Genomic DNA, 17,474 nt, shown 5'->3' with positions numbered 1-17,474 from the left:
ACGTTTTCTAGCGCAAGTCTCCCAAAATCGGGAGAGTGACGATCCACACAACCGGTGGAGAGGTCGATCCCGGGTGCCTACAAAGTAGGTGGGCGCCGTGTGAGAAAACCCACGGGTCTTCCCAGGGACAGCTCCCTAAGGATCGATAAGGCCCCGGGGATAAGTTTCTCCTGCCGGGAAGCGCAGACCGCCGATCCCAATATAGGCCGCTGCCCTGCCGAACGCCAGAAGAACGGATGGCTGTCAGCCCATTATTTGCCACCTCATAATGGTGCCGGCGGAGCACTCCGCGATGACCGGCTATTGCGCTGCGGAAATCGCCTCCTTACGGTCGCCGCGAAATGGCCAGGAGAAAAAATGCGTTTCGAAGGCACCGCGGCCTATGTCGCCGACAAGGATCTGATGGTCGCGGTCAACGCCGCGATCGCGCTGGAACGGCCCTTGCTGGTCAAGGGCGAGCCCGGCACCGGCAAGACCGAGCTCGCCCGCCAGGTGGCATCTGCGCTCGGGCTCGAGTTCATCGAATGGAACGTCAAGTCCACCACCAAGGCGCAGCAGGGCCTCTACGAATATGACGCCGTCTCGCGGCTGCGCGACAGCCAGCTCGGCGACGAGCGCTTCAACGATATCGCCAACTACATCAAGCGCGGCAAGCTGTGGGATGCCTTCGCGGCGCAAAGGAAAGTCGTGCTTTTGATCGACGAGATCGACAAGGCCGACATCGAGTTCCCCAACGACCTCCTGCAGGAACTCGACCGGATGGAGTTCTTCGTCTACGAGACCGGCGAGACGATCCGCGCCGAATTCCGCCCGATCGTCATCATCACCTCGAACAATGAGAAGGAACTGCCGGACGCCTTCCTGCGCCGCTGCTTCTTCCACTACATCCGCTTCCCCGACATCGATACGCTGCACCGCATCGTCGAAGTGCATTACCCCGGCATCAAGCAGAACCTGGTGCGGGCGGCACTCACGCAGTTCTACGAGATCCGCGAGGTGCCGGGCCTGAAGAAGAAGCCGTCTACCTCCGAGGCGCTCGACTGGATCCGCCTGCTGGTCGCCGACGACATCGCGCCCGAGGATCTGCGCGCCGATCCGAAGAACATGCTGCCGAAGCTGCACGGCGCGCTGTTGAAGAACGAGCAGGACGTGCATTTGTTCGAGCGCCTGGCCTTCATGGCGAGACGGCAGCAGTAAGCCGGCAGCAATAGCGCTTTCCCGTCCGTGGACCGTTGCCGGCGAGCGGCCGCTGCCGCAGCTTCGGGTCAAAATGTTGGAGGAAAAAAATGTCCGAGATCACCATCCGCCCACTCGCGCAGTCCGACCACGCGGACTGGCGCCGGCTGTGGACCGACTATCTGACTTTTTATGAGACGAAGCTGCCGGAAGAGGTCTACGCGATCACCTGGAAGCGCCTGTTCACGGACGGCGAGTTCGAGCCGAAGGGTTTCATTGCCACGCTCGACGGCAAGGCTGTCGGCCTCACCCATTATCTCTATCACCGCTCAGGCTGGTCCGAGAAAAACAACTGTTATCTGCAGGACCTGTTCGCCGACCCCGAAGTGCGCGGCAAGGGCGTGGGCGCCGCGCTCATCAAAGCGGTGCAAGACGAGGCCGGCAAGATTGGGGTGAAAAACGTCTACTGGATGACGCACGAGACCAACGCCACGGCGCGTCGGCTCTACGATCATGTGGCGCGGCGAACGGGCTTCATCGAGTACGATCTGCTATAAGGCAATTTGAAAACCCGGAACGAGCTGAATGACCTGCTATGTAGGAATTTTGGACGGTGCCGATGACGTCTGGGGGGTTCGGATACCCGATCTTCCGGGTTGCCATGGCGGTGGCGCGAGCCCCGACGAAGCGGTTGCCGATGCAGCGCTCGCGACCCGGGAATGGACTGAGATTCGTATTGCGAAGCGCCTGCCCGTCCCCAGCCCACGTACATTGGCTGATCTGCTGAGATCAGGCGAAATCGACAGCATCTCAGGTGAGTCCGCCGTGGTCATTGGTTAGAGATAGCCGATGTTCATCCCCTTCTTCCTCGAACTGAAGGCCGCGCGGGTTCCCGTTTCGCTGAGGGAATATCTGTCGCTGCTGGAAGGGCTGGAAGCCGGGCTGGTCGATTATGACGTCGAGGCTTTCTACTACCTCGCGCGCTCGGCCCTGGTGAAGGACGAGCGCCATATCGACCGTTTCGACCAGGTCTTCGCGCATGTCTTCAAGGGCGTCGAGGCGCTTGGCGGTCCAGACGCCGTCGACGTCGCCAACATCCCGGAAGAGTGGCTGCGCCGGCTGGCCGAAAGGCATCTGACCGAGGAGGAGAAGAAGCTCGTCGAGGCTTTGGGCGGCTTCGACAAGCTGATGGAAACCTTGAAGCAACGCCTCGAGGAACAGAAGGGCCGCCACCAGGGCGGCTCGAAATGGATCGGCACCGGCGGCACCTCGCCTTTCGGCGCCTATGGCTACAACCCCGAAGGCGTGCGCATTGGCCAGCACGAAAGCCGGCATCGCCGGGCGGTGAAGGTCTGGGACAAGCGCGAGTTCAGGAATTTCGACGACACCGTCGAGCTCGGCACCCGCAACATCAAGGTGGCACTGAAGCGGCTGCGCCGTTGGGTGCGCGAGGGCGCGGAGGAGGAGTTCGACCTTCCCGGCACCATCCACGCCACCGCCGAGCACGGCTATCTCGACGTCAAAACGCGGCCCGAGCGGCGCAACGCGGTGAAGCTGTTGATGTTCTTCGATGTCGGCGGCTCGATGGACGACCATATCCGCGGCGTCGAGGAGCTGTTCTCGGCCGCGCGCGCCGAGTTCCGCCAGCTCGAGTATTTCTATTTCCACAATTGCCTCTACGAGCGCGTCTGGAAGGACAATCGGCGCCGGCTGGCCGAGACGATCCCGACCTTCGACCTGATCCACAAATACGGGCCTGACTACAAGGTGATCGTCGTCGGCGACGCCTCGATGAGCCCCTACGAGATCGCCCATCCCGGCGGCTCGGTCGAGCATTGGAACCCGGAGGCCGGCAGCGTGTGGCTGGCGCGGCTCTTGCAGCAATGGCCGAACGCGATCTGGCTAAACCCGGAAGCCGAGAAGAACTGGCGCTACACGCATTCGATCCAGTTGATCGGCGACATCTTCGGCGGCCGCATGTTCCCGCTGACATTGGCCGGGCTCGAAGCGGCGACAAAGCAGTTGTCGCGCAAGCATTAGCTCGCTTTCGCTGGCAGCGTTTGTAACAAATGCCTATGTTTCGGCGAATACCCGTTGCAAGCAACAACGAGCCGCCAAGGCCGAGGAGATTCCATGGACACCCACGCCTATCCCGTCACCCGCACCGACGCCGAGTGGCGCGCCCGGCTGACGCCGGAGCAGTATGCCGTGATGCGCAATCACGGCACCGAGCGCCCCGGCAGCTGCGCCCTGCTCTACGAGAAGCGCGCCGGCACCTTCTACTGCGTCGGCTGCGACCAGCCGCTGTTCGAATCCAAGCTGAAGTTCGAGAGCGGCACCGGCTGGCCGAGCTTCAACGATCCGGTCCCGGGCTCGATCGACACCACCGTCGACCGCAGCTACGGCATGGTCCGCACCGAATGCCATTGCGCGCGCTGCGGCAGCCATCTCGGCCATGTCTTCGAGGATGGCCCGCCGCCGACCGGCCTGCGCTATTGCATCAATGGCGTGGCGCTGCGCTTCGAGCCGGCAGCTTGAAACCTCGTGCATGACTTCGCAAAGGGCGGCCTCGGCCGCCCTTTTTCATGCGAGCTCAGAGCATGACGCCGAAAAGCGCGAAGCGGTTTTCGGGCGACATCATGCTCTAGACGATGGCCGTCGCGATCAACCAGAGCGCCGAGCCCAGCATCGCCAGTTGCGCCTTGAAACCCCCGACCTTCTCCGCGGTCCGCCAGACGGCGACCGTCAGGAAGATGTTGTAGGGAACGGGGAGGAAATGCACCGCCAGCACCAGCCAGAGCGGCAGCTTCAGCCCAAGCAGGACCAGCGCCAGCGCCGAAGAGGCGATGCTCACGATCGTCCCGACAAGCAGCATGTCGCGCCAGAACAGCCGGTCGAGCGGCGCTTCGCCCCTCCAGCGTGAGCGCAAGAAGCCGGCTTTGTGATCGATTAGCGCTGTCACGCCCGTGGGGTCGAAGTCACCCATCAATCAAGCCTCGTTGAGCGGAGCGCCGAAGGGTTCGGCGGGATGATGCTGCGAAATTTGATGCTGATGCCGCAGAAATCCGCCGCCAAAACCTGTACGATCACAGACACGTGACCCATATCGTATTCTGTCGTTTTCGCCGCAACACCCAGGAGTTCGGAATGAGCGATCAGGTCTACAACGTTCTCTTTCTCTGTAATGCCAATTCGGCCCGCTCGATCATGGCCGAAGCCATACTTAACAAGCTCGGGGCCGGCCGCTTCAAGGGCTATTCCGCTGGCTCGCGACCGAAAGGCACCGTCCAGCCCCGTGCGATTCAGTTGTTGGAGAGCATGGGCCACGACACGTCGTTTGCCCGGTCGAAGAGCTGGGACGAATTTTCAGGGCCGGACGCACCGGAGATGGACTTCGTCTTCACCCTCTGCGACACCACAGCGAATGAAAGCTGTCCGGTCTGGCCAGGCCATCCGATGACCGCGCTTTGGGCTGTCCCCGATCCCTCCAAGGCCAGTGGCACTGAAGCCGAGCAGCATTTCGCTTTCGCCGAGGCCTATCGCATGGTCGGCAACCGCATCGCACTGTTCACGAACCTGCCGATAACATCGCTCGATCACCTGGCCCTGCAGCAGCGTCTGGATGAAATCGGCCGCGATGGGCGGCGGCGAGCTGAAAGCGCGTAAGCGCAGCGGTAGGCAGTCAATCTTACGGCAGGCCTTCGTCTCCGAGCACCTCGACGACGGCCCGTTCGAAGCGCGAGCACTCGTTCGCCAGCCAGTCGGCCATCGCCGGCCAGTTGTCCTCGGCATAGCAGTTGACGCGCCACAGTGAATTGATGCCGAGATTCTGAGCGCTTTGTTCCGGCTTGAGTTTCAGCCTGGCTTCGATCGCCGGCTGGAACGGCTTCAGCCGGGACCAGGAGCCCGTGGCGCCGAATTTTTCGTTACGTCCGAAGAAGACGCCGACATGGCTCTGCGCCGGCGCGACATACATCGAAAGCACCAGCGCGAAATCAGGCAGCCCGCGTTGCCAGAACCACGGTCCGCGCCGCGCGAGCCTGGACCTCTCTTCCGGGTGCCGCTCGGCGAACAGCGCCCAGAAGCCGCGATGGCGGAACTCCGAGGCGCGACGGCCGCCGAAGTCGAATTCACTCATGGCCGGCCTCCGGCCATGAGGCTTACGCCATGCCGAGGGCGGCCTTGTAGAGGTCCAGGATCGACTCTTCTTCCTGGCGCTCGGCCTGGTCCTTCTTGCGCAGCCGCACGATCGTGCGGATCGCCTTGGTGTCAAAGCCGGTGCCCTTGGCTTCGGCATAGACGTCCTTGATGTCGTCGGAGATCGTCTTCTTTTCTTCCTCGAGCCGCTCGATGCGCTCGATGATGGTGCGCAGCTGGCCGGCGGCTACAGTCTGGCTGGTCTCGGTGATTTCGTCGGCCATTTTTCTCTCCGCGTCTTCTGGAGCCATGGCGATTCCCGCCACGGCGAATTGGAGCGGGTTCCCTGCCCGAGCGGGCGCGGCGGGTCAAGACACTTGTCGAGCGGCTGTGGACGGCTGCTGTCAGCCGCCGTTCAAAATCCCGATCAGGCTGTTATTTGAAGGCGATCAGCAGATCCTTCGCATCGATCTGGTCGCCGGCCTTGACCAGCACCTCGGCGATCTCGCCGTCGCGTTCGGCGTGGAGCGCGGTTTCCATCTTCATCGCTTCGATCGACAGCAGCACATCGCCAGCCTTGACCGCCTGTCCGGCCGCCACGGCAAGCGCCGACACCACGCCGGGCATCGGCGCGCCGACATGCCCCTCATTGCCGGGCTCGGCCTTGCGGCGCGCCTTGGCGGCGGACGCGCCATGCGCCCTGTCCGGCACCTTGACGCGGCGCGGCTGGCCGTTGAGCTCGAAGAACACGGTGACCATGCCCTTGTCGTCGACATCGCCGAACGCCTGGCAGCGAACCACCAGGGTCTTGCCCTTCTCGATATCGAGGAAGATCTCGTCTTCCGACTTCATGCCGTAGAAATAGGTCGGCGTCGGCAGCACGCTCACCGGCCCGTAGGTCTCCTGCGCCGCGGCGAAGTCGGTGAACACCTTCGGGTACATCAGCCACGACGCGAACTCGTATTCCGAGAGCTTGCGGTCGAGCTTCGTCTCGATGTCCTTGCGGCTGGCCTTGAGGTCGGCTGCTTTCAGCAGCGAGCCGGGCCGAACGGTGATCGGCTTCTCGCCCTTCAGAGCCTTCTTCTGCAGCGCTGCCGGCCAGCCGCCTGGCGACTGGCCGAGATCGCCGCGCAGCATCGACACGACCGAATCCGGGAAGGCGATGTCCTTGGCCGTATTCTCGACATCGGCAACGGTCAGATCCTGGCTGACCATCATCAGCGCCATGTCGCCGACCACCTTGGACGAAGGCGTCACCTTGACGATGTCGCCGAACATCCGGTTGACGTCGTGATAGGCCTGCGCGACCTCATGCCAGCGCGTCTCCAGCCCAAGCGAGCGCGCCTGCTCCTTGAGGTTGGTGAACTGGCCGCCCGGCATTTCGTGCAGGTAGACCTCCGAGGCAGGTCCCTTGAGATCGCTCTCGAAGGCGGCGTACTGGTTGCGCACCGCTTCCCAGTAGAAGGAGATGCGGCGGATCCACTGCGGATCGAGACCGGGATCGCGCTCGGTGCCCTTCAGCGCCTCGACGATCGAGCCGAGGCAGGGCTGCGAAGTGTTGCCGGAGAAGGAATCCATCGCCGCGTCGATGGCGTCGGCGCCGCTCTCCACCGCCGCGAGCACCGTCGCCGCCGAGAGGCCTGACGTATCGTGCGTGTGGAAATGGATCGGCAAGTCGGTCGCCTCGCGCAGCGCCTTGAACAGCACGCGCGCCGCGGCCGGCTTCAGCAGGCCAGCCATGTCCTTGACGGCAACGATATGCGCGCCGGCGGCCTCCAGTTCCTTGGCCAGCCCGACATAGTATTTGAGGTCGTATTTGGCGCGCGCCGGATCGAGGATGTCGCCGGTGTAGCACATCGCCGCTTCGACCAGCTTGCCCTCGGCGCCCACCGCGTCCATGGCGACGCGCATGTTCTCCACCCAGTTCAGGCAGTCGAAGACGCGGAACAGATCGACGCCGCCGCTAGCCGCTTGGCGGACGAAATGCTGGACGACATTGTCGGGATAATTGGTGTAGCCGACGCCGTTGGCGCCGCGCAGAAGCATCTGCAGCAGAAGGTTCGGCGCCGCCTCGCGCACCTTGCTCAGCCGCTCCCACGGGTCCTCGGTGAGAAAGCGCATGGCGACGTCGAAGGTGGCGCCGCCCCAGCATTCAAGCGACAGCAGCTGCGGCAGGGCGCGGGCATAGGTGCCGGCGATGCCGGCGATGTCATAGGTGCGCATGCGCGTGGCGAGCAGCGACTGGTGGCCGTCGCGCATCGTGGTGTCGGTGACCAGCACCTGTCGCTGCTCTCGCATCCAGGCCGCGAATTTCTCCGGGCCGAGCGCATCGAGCCTCTGCTTGCTGCCGTCCGGGATATGGCCATTGAGATAGGGCACCACCGGTGCCGCCGCATTCGCCTTCGGCATCGGCCGGCCGCGCGTCTCGGGATGGCCGTTGACGCTGACATCGGCCAGGTAGTTGAGCAGCTTGGTGGCGCGGTCCTGCCGCTTCACCTGCTCGAACAGTTCCGGCGTCGTGTCGATGAACCTGGTCGTGTAGGAATTGTCGGCGAAGCGCGGGTGGTTGATGATCGCTTCGAGGAAGGTGAGGTTGGTGGCGACGCCGCGGATGCGGAACTCGCGCAGCGCCCGGTTCATGCGCGAGATCGCCTCGCCGGGCGTCGGCGCCCAGGCCGTCACCTTTTCGAGCAGCGGATCGTAGAAGCGGGTGATGACCGCGCCCGAATAGGCGGTGCCGCCGTCGAGCCGGATGCCGAAGCCGGCCGCTTCGCGATAGGCGGTGATGCGGCCGTAGTCCGGGATGAAATTGTGCTCCGGATCCTCGGTGGTGATGCGGCACTGGAGCGCGTGGCCGTTCAGCCTGATGTCCTTCTGCGCCGGCACGCCCGATTGCTTCGTACCGATGGCGAAGCCGTCGAGAATGTGGATCTGCGCCTTGACGATGTCGATGCCGGTCACCTGCTCGGTGACGGTGTGCTCGACCTGGATACGCGGATTGACCTCGATGAAGTAGAACTTGCCGGTATCGGCGTCCTGCAAAAACTCGACCGTGCCGGCGCCGATATAGCTGGTCGCGCGCGCGATCTTCAACGCATGGCCGCAAAGCTCCTGGCGCAGCTCTTCGCTGAGATAGGGCGCAGGGGCGCGCTCCACGACCTTCTGGTTGCGGCGCTGGATCGAGCAGTCGCGCTCGAACAGGTGCACCGCGTTGCGGTGGGTGTCGCCCAGCACCTGCACCTCGACATGGCGGGCGCGCTCGATCAGCTTTTCGAGATAGACCTCGTCCTTGCCGAAGGCCGCCTTGGCCTCGCGCTTGCCTTCCACGACCTCGCGCGCGAGGTCGGCCTCGGCGCGGATGGCGCGCATGCCGCGGCCGCCGCCGCCCCACGAGGCCTTGAGCATCACCGGATAGCCGATTTGCGCGGCGAGCTTCTTGACCTCGTCCATGTCGTCGGGCAGCGGATCGGTTGCCGGCACGACCGGCACGCCGACCTCGATCGCCAGGTTGCGCGCGGCGACCTTGTTGCCCAGCCGGCGCATCGTTTCCGGCTTCGGGCCGATGAAGGTGACGCCGGCCTCGGCGCAGGCCTCGGCAAATTCCGGGCTTTCCGACAGCAGCCCGTAACCGGGGTGGATGGCGTCGGCGCCCGACAGCCTGGCGACCCGGATCACCTCCTCGATCGACAGGTAGCTTTCGATCGGACCCATGTCCTTGGCCAGATGCGGTCCGCGCCCGACCTGGTAGCTCTCGTCGGCCTTGAAGCGGTGCAGCGAATATTTGTCCTCCTCCGCCCAGATCGCCACGGTTTTGAGGCCGAGCTCGTTGGCCGCGCGGAACACGCGGATGGCGATTTCGGACCGGTTGGCGACGAGGATCTTCGTGATGGCCAAGGACTGGGCTCCAGCAGCGTAAGGGAAGATGAACCGGCGCAATGATTAGCGTGAAAATGCTGCAGTGCAAACAAATTTGAGCGACACCTAAAACGATTTAAGTCGCTTGTTTGCGTCAAACTGTTATTGCCGTTCTTCGAACGCCGTAAGCGGGCGGCCGACGGGCATTCCCGAGCGCGCGACGCGGAGCTTTCCGGTCGGCCTCCACCCGCAAACGAAAATGCCCGGCGCGAGCGCCGGGCATTTCCGAAAAGTCGGCTAAAGCATGCCTCCCGAAAGTGTGCAGCGGTTCGGGACAAAGACATGTTTGAAACGAAAGACCTGAAGCAGGTCTCGCGACCTGCTTTAGGGTTTGCCGGCTTATTTCTCGAAGTAGCTGTACTTGCCGTCGTCACCCTTCTTCCATTCATAGATGACATAGTCAGGACGGGTGATGTCGCCCTTGGCGTCGTAGCCGATGTCACCGATGGCCGTCTTCCAGGTGTTGGCCCTGATCGTCTCCGCAACCTTCTGCGCGTCGTCGGCCGAGCCGGTCTTGGCGATGGCCTGGGCGATGATCTGCACCGCGGCATAGGAGTAGAGCGTGTAGGCTTCCGGTTCGAAGCCGTTGGCGCGGAACTTCTCGACCACTTCCTTGGCGGCCGGATTCTTGCGCGGATCCGGAGCGAAGGTGTTGAGCGTGCCGGCGACGGCGTCGCCCGCGATCGAGGCCAGTTCGTTGGAGACGATGCCGTCGCCCGAGAACAGCGGCGCCTTCAGGCCCTGGTCGGCCGACTGACGGATGATCAGGCCGGCTTCGGTGTGCAGGCCTCCCCAGTAGATGAGCGTGACGCCGTTTTCCTTCATCTTGGCGATGAGGGCCGAGAAATCCTTGTCGCCGACATTCACGCCTTCGTACAACACTTCCGTGATGCCGTTGGCGTTGAGGTTTTTCTTGGTCTCATCGGCGAGGCCCTGGCCATAAGGCGTCTTGTCGTGGATGATGGCGATCTTGGCGTCCTTGAAGTTCTTGGCGATGTAGTCGCCGGCCACCTTGCCCTGCTGGTCGTCACGACCGCAGGTGCGGAAGGTGTTCCACATGCCGCGCTCGGTGAACTTCGGGTTGGTCGCGGCCGGCGTGATCTCGAGGATGCCGTTTTCCTGGTAGACTTCCGAGGCCGGGATCGACACGCCGGAGTTGAAGTGGCCGTCGACATACTTGACGCCGTCGGCGACGAACTTGTTGGCGACCGAGATGCCCTGCTTGGGGTCGGAGACATCGTCGCCGATCTCGAGCTTGAGCTGCTGGCCATTGATGCCGCCCGCCGCGTTGATGTCGGCGATCGCCTGTTCCGCGCCCTTCTGCAGCTGTGCGCCGAACGCGGCGTTCGGGCCGGTGATCGGACCGGCGACGCCGATCAGGATGTCAGCGGCCCACGCGCTGCCGCTGAACGCGACGAACGCGGTCAGCGCAACGGCGGACAAGAGTGATTTTTTCATTGAAACGCTCCCATTTACGGAGTGGGCGTGGATGATACTTTCATGCGATGCCCACCCTTATCGCAGAAAGCATAGAATGCCGATTTTCAGGCACTTGTCACGCCGATTCATGTCCGAAACGGCGTAATGGTGAACGTCAACCTTTCGGTTTCCAGCTTAACAATGAAGCTCTTTCATAGAGCCAGTTATACTGTGTGACCATCTGGTTGGTACGCGTGTATTGATAGCCGAGAAAGCCCAGGATCATCAGCACGATGGTATCGATGATATAGTAATGCAGCGAGAACATCGTGCCGTCGAACAAGGCGTGATGGATGAACCTGATGCCGACGCCGAGACCGAGCATGTAGAAAAACAGCTGAACGTAGGTGCTCCAGGTCTGAGCGGCGGCCTTGCCGGTCATCCATGCCGCCCAGCCGCCGAGCAGGCAGGTGACGAACAGGAACTGCCAGATCGAGGCTTCTTCGTAGATAATGCCCTGCATGATTGATGTCCTCGATCTCAGTGATGTCCGCCTTCGAGATAGGCGGCGCGCACTTCCGGATTGGCGAGCAGTTCCTTGCCGGTGCCGCTCATCGTCACATTGCCGTTGACCATGACATAGCCGCGCGTGGCGAGCTTGAGCGCCCCAAAAGCGTTCTGCTCGACCAGGAACACAGTCAGTCCCTGCGTCTTGTTGAGCTCGCGGATGGCGTCGAAGATCTGCTTGACGATCAGCGGCGCGAGACCAAGCGACGGCTCGTCGAGCAGAAGCAGTTTCGGCCGCGCCATCAGGGCGCGCCCGATCGACAACATCTGCTGCTCGCCGCCCGACAGCGTGCCGCCGCGCTGGGCGATGCGCTCCTTCAGCCGCGGGAACAGCGTGAACACCTTCTCGACGTCCTCGTCGTAGTGCTTGAGGTTGTCGAGGCTGGCGCCCATCTGCAGGTTTTCCATCACCGTCATGCGCGGGAAAATGCGGCGTCCTTCCGGCGACTGGGCGATGCGCAGGCGGGCGATCTCGTGCGTCGGCATCTGTGTGATGTCGGCGCCGGCGAAGGTGATGCTGCCGGTACGCGCGCGCGGCGCGCCGAAGATGGTCATCATCAATGTCGATTTGCCGGCGCCGTTGGCGCCGATCAGCGCCACGATCTCACCCTGGTTAACCTGCACGTTGACGCCATTCAGCGCCCGGATGTTGCCGTAGTAGGTTTCGACGCCCTTGATGTCGAGCAGCGTTGTGCCGGCCATTATTTACGCCCTCCACGTGTCGCGGGCTTGGCCGCCACTTCGTTCGCCAGCGCCTTCGCCTGGCCAATCCAGTCTTCGCGGGCAATACGCCCGTCAAAGGCGAGATAGGCTTCCGCCGCTTCGATGTCGGCCTTCTTCCAGGCGGCGATCTGGTCGAAATGGAAGATGCCGTGCTCGTTCAGCTTCCGCTCGTTGACCGGGCCGATGCCCTTGATGCGGATCAGACTGTCCGCCTTGCCGCCACGCGGCGCGTCGAGGCGATTGGAGATGCCGCCGGCTTTCGTGGCCGGGGCCTTTGCGATTGCCCTTTTCGCCGGCGCTTTTGCGGCCGGCTTCCTCGCCGCCGGCTTCGTCGCTGCCGGAGCCGCGATCGGCTTGCTGGCGATCGCGGCGGCGCGCGCATCGACCTGCGCCGCTTTCGAGGCGCCCTTCGACACCGTGACCCGCTCGCCCTCGCCGGCGTGTTCGACGCTGTCGGAAACCGGCCCGGCCATCATCGAAGCGGAATTGCCCGGTCCGTGCGCGGAGTCGGGGCCCGTATCGAGCTGCTCGATGACATCCTCGTCGCCGACTTCGGTCAGCACCGTCTCGACTTCCTCGTCGTCGACGCCGAGATAGGCGGCGATGACGCGCGGATCGGTACGGACCGATTCCGGATTGCCGTCGGAAATCTTGCGGCCGTATTCGAGCACGACGACATGATCGGAGATCTGCATCACCACCGACATGTCGTGCTCGATGAGCAGGATCGACGTGCCGGTGCTCTTGATGCCCATCAACAGCTCGTTGAGCGCCGCCGATTCCTTCGGATTGAGGCCGGCGGCCGGCTCGTCCAGGCACAGAAGCTCCGGCCCTGTGCACATGGCGCGCGCGATTTCCAGGCGCCGCTGCGCGCCATAGGGCAAGTCGCCTGCGGGATCGTCGGCGCGATCGACAAGATCTGCCTTCTCCAGCCAGTGCCTGGCGAGATCGATCGACTCGGCCGAGGCCTGGCGATAGCTCGGAAAGCCGAACAGCCCAAGGAGAGTATAGCCCGAAGCCTTCATCAGCTTGTTGTGCTGCGCGACCAGAAGGTTCTCCAGCAGCGTCATGCCCGAGAACAGGCGGATGTTCTGGAAGGTACGCGCCACCTTGGCGCGCGCAGGGATCTCATGGTTGGGCAGGCGTTCGAGCAGATAGGTCGAGCCGTCGTTCCGGTTCAGCGTGATCATGCCTTCCGACGGTTTGTAGAAGCCGGTGATGCAGTTGAACACCGTCGTCTTGCCGGCGCCGTTCGGCCCGATCAGCGCCGTGATCTCGCCGCGCCTGGCCTGGAACGACAGGTCGCCGATAGCGACCAGGCCGCCGAATTTCATCGACAAATGCTCGACCTGCAGAATGAAGTCTTTCGAGGAAGGAGTCGCGTTCATCAGCCGTGTCCCTCCTTGGTGAAGGAGCTTGAAACCGCTCTTCGCTCCTTCAGGAAGGCTGTCGGCTCGCGGCTGCCGACGAAGCCGCGCGGCTTCCACAGCATGACGATGACCATGGCCATGCCGAACAGAAGCATGCGGTAGAGTTCAGGCGTGAAATCGGGACCGAAGACCCGTTTCAGGAAGTCGAGCTCTCGCAACGCTTCTGTGCCGCCGATCATCACCAGCGCCGCTACGGCGATGCCGACCAGCGAACCCATTCCGCCGAGCACGACGATGGCGAGGACAATCGCCGATTCCAGGAAGACGAAGGATTCGGGGCTGACGAAACCTTGCCGTGCGGCAAAGAACGAGCCGGCGAAGCCGCCGAACATGGCGCCGGTGGCGAACGCCGTCAGCTTGGTGGTGGTGGTGTTGATGCCGAGCGAGCGGCAGGCGATCTCGTCCTCGCGTAGCGCTTCCCACGCCCTGCCGACCGGCAGCCGGCGCAGCCTGATGGTAACGAAGGCGGTCAAAAGACAGAGTCCGAGGATCAGATAGTAAAGGAAGATCTTGTAATAGGCGCTCGATGTGGCGATGTGCAGCACCTTGGCGATGTAGTTCGGGTCCGAGACGTTGAACGACATCAGGCCGAAAAAGGAGACCTTTGGAATGCCGGAAATGCCGGCCGAACCGTTTGTCACCTCGCGCCAGTTGATCAGGACGAGGCGGATGATCTCGCCGAAGGCAAGGGTGACGATCGCCAGATAGTCGCCGCGCAAACGCAGCACCGGAAAGCCGAGCATGACGCCCCAGAAGGCGGCCATGCAGCCGGCGGCCGGAAGCAGTATCCAGAACGACAGGCCGAAATGCGTGCCGAGCAGCGCATAGGCATAGGCGCCGACGGCATAGAAGGCGACGTAGCCCAGATCGAGCAGGCCGGCGAGGCCGATGACGATGTTCAGCCCCCAGGCCAGCATCACATAGATCAGGATCTGTATGCCGAAATTGTCGACCCACTTCAGAGAGCCCTGAAACCCTCCCGCCATCGATCCTGTTACGAGCGCAAGCACCAGCACGACGACGATCGGATAGAGCGCCAGCGCGCTGATGCCCAATGCCGAGAAGTGGGCGTGGATGAAGGCCCGGAAATAATACATCACCCAGGCGACGGCATAAATGATCGCCAGAGCCCGCACAAAGCGTGCGTAGCCGGCAAGGTCGGGTCCGAGCAGCTCGTCAAGCGAGCCGGCCAGCACAAACAGCAAGGCTGCGACAACGACCGCGGCTATGAAATAAGGCATCCTGAAAAAGCGTGCCGCCATGGTGTCGGGCAGCAGGCCTGTGTCGATGTCGGCTATCTTCAGGCTGGCCACGAACGGCTGGCCATAGGCGACATACAGGAAGCGGCCCACGGCAGTGGCGATGACCACCAGGGCAAGCAGGCCCCAGCGCTGCACCAGGATCAGTTCGTTGGAGATATTCTGGTCGGTCCTGAGACCGATGAACAGCACGAACAGGCCGAGCGAGATGGCGCCTGCATAGAGCGCTTCGCGAAAAGCGCGCTGGATTGGAGTAGCGACAGCGTCGCGCTCCGAAGACACGGTGACGGCCATGAGGATCAGACCTTTTCGACTTCAGGCCGGCCGAGGATGCCGGAGGGCAGGAAGATGAGCACGATCGCCAGGATCGAGAAGGCGGCGACGTCCTTGTAGTCGATCGAGAAATAGGCCGACCACATGCTCTCGATGAAGCCGATGAGCAGTCCTCCGAGCACCGCGCCGGGCAGGGAGCCGATGCCGCCAAGCACGGCCGCCGTAAAGGCCTTCACGCCCGGCACGAAGCCGTCCGAGAACACCACGACGCCGTAATACATCAGGAACAGCGTGCCGGCGACGGCAGCAAGGGCGGCGCCCATGATGAAGGTGATGGAGATGGTGCGGTCGACGTCGACGCCGAGCAGCGCCGCCATCTTGCGATCCTGCTCGCAGGCGCGTTGGGCCCGCCCGAGCGCCGTCCTGTTGACGAGGTACCAGAAGATCGCCAGCAGCGCGGCGGTGACCAGCACGATGATGATCTGCTTCAGCGAAATGCTGATGCCGTCGATCGTGTAAACCTGCGACACCATCGGCGGGATCGGCTTGTTGCGCGGGCCTTGCGTGACCTGCACGAAATTGGACAGCGCGATCGACATGCCGATGGCGGTGATCAGCGGCGCCAGCCGGAACGATCCGCGCAGCGGCCGATAAGCCACTTTTTCGATCGTCCAGTTGTAGAGACTGGTGAGCAGCATCGCCACGATCATCATGATCAGAAGCGCCACCACGACCGGCACCGAATAGAACAATGCGCCAAGGATCAGGAAGACAATGAGCGCGGTGAAGGCGCCGACCATGAAGATGTCGCCATGCGCGAAATTGATCATGCCGATGATGCCGTAGACCATCGTATAGCCGATCGCGATCAGGCCATAGATCGACCCCAACGTCAGCCCATTGATAAGCTGCTGGACGAAGTACTGCATATTTAAGCGGCTCCCCTGGAATGTCGCTTTTGAGGACGCATTCCTTTTCGTATTTCCCCTAGTCGTAAAGTTTCGAGCCCGGATTGCAACGTGATTTTTCAATCGCTCTGCGTGGTTTGGAAGCACGCCGTCCGATTGCCCGTTTTTTTCGCGCCCGACCCCTGGACTATCGCGGACCGTAGCATTGGCACAACGCAATGTCTTTGACGATTCAACCTTATGATGGGCCTCATGTCGAAGAAATCGGCGTCAAAATAAGTTGATGAGAAGAATTCTTGCAAGGAACCGAGGCGCTGCTTTTCAACCGCCGCGCCTTCCGTTGGGTGAGGTTTGCGCCATCTGTGACGGCCATGTGACGGCGAGACGCCTTCGGCGGAAGACGCCGCGCCGAAGTGGAAAAGCCTTGAGGCGACGTCTCAGCAAGCAGAGCCTCCCTCTCCATTGAGACTGTGCTTTTCGAGCGGCGGCAGCGATGTCGGAAGCGGCCCGGTCTTTGCGGATTTCACCATCCTGGCGACGGCGGTCATCGCCGGCCACGGTGTCGCCCTTTGCCCGATCGAGGTCTTTCGCGAGGCGACTGGTTCCGCGATCAGGTGTCGGCGAAAGCGGAAACCGAAGCCGAAGCGCCTGCCGGCTGATCGTATCAGGTGACGACGAAGCCGTGCGCGAACGGATCGCGGTCGTCGATGAAGATCGTGTTCAGCCCGGTCATGCGGGCCCAGCCGCCGATCGAAGGGATGATCGCCGGCTTGCCGGCGATGCTGACCTCTTTTTCGACCCTGCCCTTGAACAGCGAGCCGATGATGGATTCGTGGACAAAGCTGTCGCCGGACTTGAGCCTGCCCTTGGCATGGAGCTGCGCCATGCGTGCCGAGGTGCCGGTGCCGCAAGGGCTGCGGTCGATCGCCTTGTCGCCATAGAACACGGCGTTGCGGGCGTCGGCCTTGGCATGCTTCGGCTTGCCGGTCCACAGCATGTGCGACAGCCGGTTGATGCCGGGATTCTCCGGATGCACGAAGGAGTATTTCTCGTTGAGGCGCTGCCGCACCACCGGGCTCCAGGCGATGAGGTCGCCCGCCGAATAGTCGGCCATGTCCCGGTAATTCTGCTGCGGCTCGACGATGGCGTAGAAATTGCCGCCATAGGCGACGTCGACGCTGATCTCGCCGAGCACCGGGCATTCGACGGTAAGGCCTTCGGCATGGAGGAAGGACGGCACGTTGGTGATGCGCACCTCCTCGACATATTCGCCGACCTGCATGTATTCGGCGATGACAAGGCCGGCCGGCGTGTCGAGCCTCAGCACGCCCGGCGTCTTCGGCTTCACCAGCCCATGCTCGATCGCCATCGTCACCGTGCCGATGGTGCCGTGGCCGCACATCGGCAGGCAGCCCGAGGTCTCGATGAACAGGATGGCGATGTCGCAGTCCTCGCGCGTCGGCGGATAAAGGATCGAGCCCGACATCACGTCATGGCCGCGCGGCTCGAACATCAGCCCGGTGCGGATCCAGTCATATTCGGCGAGGAAATGCGCCCGCCGCTCCATCATCGTCGAGCCCTCGAGCAGCGGCCCGCCGCCGGCGACAAGGCGCACCGGATTGCCGCAGGTGTGGCCGTCGATGCAGAAGAAGGATTTTTTGGCCATG

Annotated in this window: 16 protein-coding genes and 1 other RNA gene; 5 read left to right on the top strand and 12 right to left on the bottom strand. The window is 62.8% G+C overall.

The window, feature by feature from the left end; genetic code table 11:
* Positions 1-36: 36 nt before the first annotated feature.
* Positions 37-192, bottom strand: a non-coding RNA gene (ssrS, locus tag FJW10_RS22040) — 6S RNA.
* A 165-nt stretch (positions 193-357) separates the two neighbouring features.
* On the opposite strand from ssrS, the gene FJW10_RS22035 reads away from it, so the two are divergent.
* The 4 genes from FJW10_RS22035 to msrB all read left to right on the top strand — a co-directional run bounded on the left by FJW10_RS22035 (position 358) and on the right by msrB (position 3,714).
* On the top strand, positions 358-1,197 hold the full coding sequence (locus FJW10_RS22035; RefSeq protein ID WP_140646552.1) for a MoxR family ATPase: 840 nt from the start codon (positions 358-360) through the stop codon (positions 1,195-1,197).
* 89 nt (positions 1,198-1,286) lie between these two features.
* Positions 1,287-1,733 (top strand): GNAT family N-acetyltransferase, encoded by a 447-nt coding sequence (locus FJW10_RS22030; RefSeq protein ID WP_073985252.1) that lies wholly within the window; start codon positions 1,287-1,289, stop codon positions 1,731-1,733.
* Positions 1,734-2,025: 292 nt separating this feature from the next.
* On the top strand, positions 2,026-3,216 hold the full coding sequence (locus tag FJW10_RS22020; RefSeq protein WP_140901615.1) for a VWA domain-containing protein: 1,191 nt from the start codon (positions 2,026-2,028) through the stop codon (positions 3,214-3,216).
* A 93-nt stretch (positions 3,217-3,309) separates the two neighbouring features.
* Positions 3,310-3,714 carry a peptide-methionine (R)-S-oxide reductase MsrB gene (msrB, locus tag FJW10_RS22015; RefSeq protein WP_140646549.1) on the top strand — a complete coding sequence of 135 codons (405 nt, stop codon included), beginning with the start codon at positions 3,310-3,312 and terminating at the stop codon, positions 3,712-3,714.
* A 106-nt stretch (positions 3,715-3,820) separates the two neighbouring features.
* Here msrB and FJW10_RS22010 read toward each other — a convergent pair whose 3' ends face one another.
* Positions 3,821-4,162: a hypothetical protein gene (locus FJW10_RS22010; protein ID WP_140901614.1), complete on the bottom strand. Its 342-nt coding sequence runs from the start codon at positions 4,160-4,162 to the stop codon at positions 3,821-3,823.
* 161 nt (positions 4,163-4,323) lie between these two features.
* Here FJW10_RS22010 and FJW10_RS22005 point away from each other — a divergent pair, with 161 nt between their 5' ends.
* The gene (locus FJW10_RS22005) at positions 4,324-4,842 is read left to right on the top strand and encodes an arsenate reductase ArsC (protein WP_140832872.1); all 519 of its coding nucleotides are present in this window, start codon (positions 4,324-4,326) and stop codon (positions 4,840-4,842) included.
* Between the two features lie 22 nt (positions 4,843-4,864).
* On the opposite strand, the gene FJW10_RS22000 is transcribed toward FJW10_RS22005, so the two are convergent.
* From FJW10_RS22000 to FJW10_RS21950, 10 genes are all read right to left on the bottom strand, one after another.
* Positions 4,865-5,314 carry a hypothetical protein gene (locus tag FJW10_RS22000; RefSeq protein WP_140901613.1) on the bottom strand — a complete coding sequence of 150 codons (450 nt, stop codon included), beginning with the start codon at positions 5,312-5,314 and terminating at the stop codon, positions 4,865-4,867.
* A gap of 22 nt (positions 5,315-5,336) precedes the next feature.
* The gene (locus FJW10_RS21995) at positions 5,337-5,597 is read right to left on the bottom strand and encodes a DUF2312 domain-containing protein (RefSeq protein ID WP_095767239.1); all 261 of its coding nucleotides are present in this window, start codon (positions 5,595-5,597) and stop codon (positions 5,337-5,339) included.
* Between the two features lie 151 nt (positions 5,598-5,748).
* Positions 5,749-9,207 carry a pyruvate carboxylase gene (gene pyc, locus FJW10_RS21990; RefSeq protein ID WP_140901612.1) on the bottom strand — a complete coding sequence of 1,153 codons (3,459 nt, stop codon included), beginning with the start codon at positions 9,205-9,207 and terminating at the stop codon, positions 5,749-5,751.
* 360 nt (positions 9,208-9,567) lie between these two features.
* Positions 9,568-10,686, bottom strand: a complete 1,119-nt coding sequence (locus tag FJW10_RS21985; RefSeq protein ID WP_140832867.1) for a branched-chain amino acid ABC transporter substrate-binding protein — start codon at positions 10,684-10,686, stop codon at positions 9,568-9,570.
* A gap of 136 nt (positions 10,687-10,822) precedes the next feature.
* Positions 10,823-11,170: a DUF6867 family protein gene (locus tag FJW10_RS21980; protein ID WP_140832865.1), complete on the bottom strand. Its 348-nt coding sequence runs from the start codon at positions 11,168-11,170 to the stop codon at positions 10,823-10,825.
* A gap of 17 nt (positions 11,171-11,187) precedes the next feature.
* Positions 11,188-11,916, bottom strand: coding sequence for an ABC transporter ATP-binding protein (locus tag FJW10_RS21975; protein ID WP_140832863.1), 729 nt, complete (start codon positions 11,914-11,916; stop codon positions 11,188-11,190).
* On the bottom strand, positions 11,916-13,325 hold the full coding sequence (locus tag FJW10_RS21970) for an ATP-binding cassette domain-containing protein (RefSeq protein ID WP_140901611.1): 1,410 nt from the start codon (positions 13,323-13,325) through the stop codon (positions 11,916-11,918). Before FJW10_RS21970 ends, FJW10_RS21975 begins: the two co-directional genes overlap by 1 nt.
* Positions 13,325-14,920, bottom strand: coding sequence for a high-affinity branched-chain amino acid ABC transporter permease LivM (gene livM / locus FJW10_RS21965; protein ID WP_140901610.1), 1,596 nt, complete (start codon positions 14,918-14,920; stop codon positions 13,325-13,327). The genes FJW10_RS21970 and livM overlap by 1 nt, the downstream gene beginning before the upstream one ends.
* A gap of 5 nt (positions 14,921-14,925) precedes the next feature.
* The gene (locus FJW10_RS21960; RefSeq protein WP_140832858.1) at positions 14,926-15,828 is read right to left on the bottom strand and encodes a branched-chain amino acid ABC transporter permease LivH; all 903 of its coding nucleotides are present in this window, start codon (positions 15,826-15,828) and stop codon (positions 14,926-14,928) included.
* Between the two features lie 643 nt (positions 15,829-16,471).
* Complete coding sequence (locus tag FJW10_RS21950) at positions 16,472-17,473, bottom strand: 4-hydroxyproline epimerase (protein WP_140901609.1); 1,002 nt, start codon at positions 17,471-17,473, stop codon at positions 16,472-16,474.
* Position 17,474 lies beyond the last annotated feature (1 nt).

The organism is Mesorhizobium sp. B4-1-1 (assembly GCF_006439375.1).
GTDB lineage: Bacteria > Pseudomonadota > Alphaproteobacteria > Rhizobiales > Rhizobiaceae > Mesorhizobium.
The sequence above is the reverse complement of the archived record's forward strand: the minus strand, read 5'-3'. Positions and strand labels throughout refer to the sequence as shown.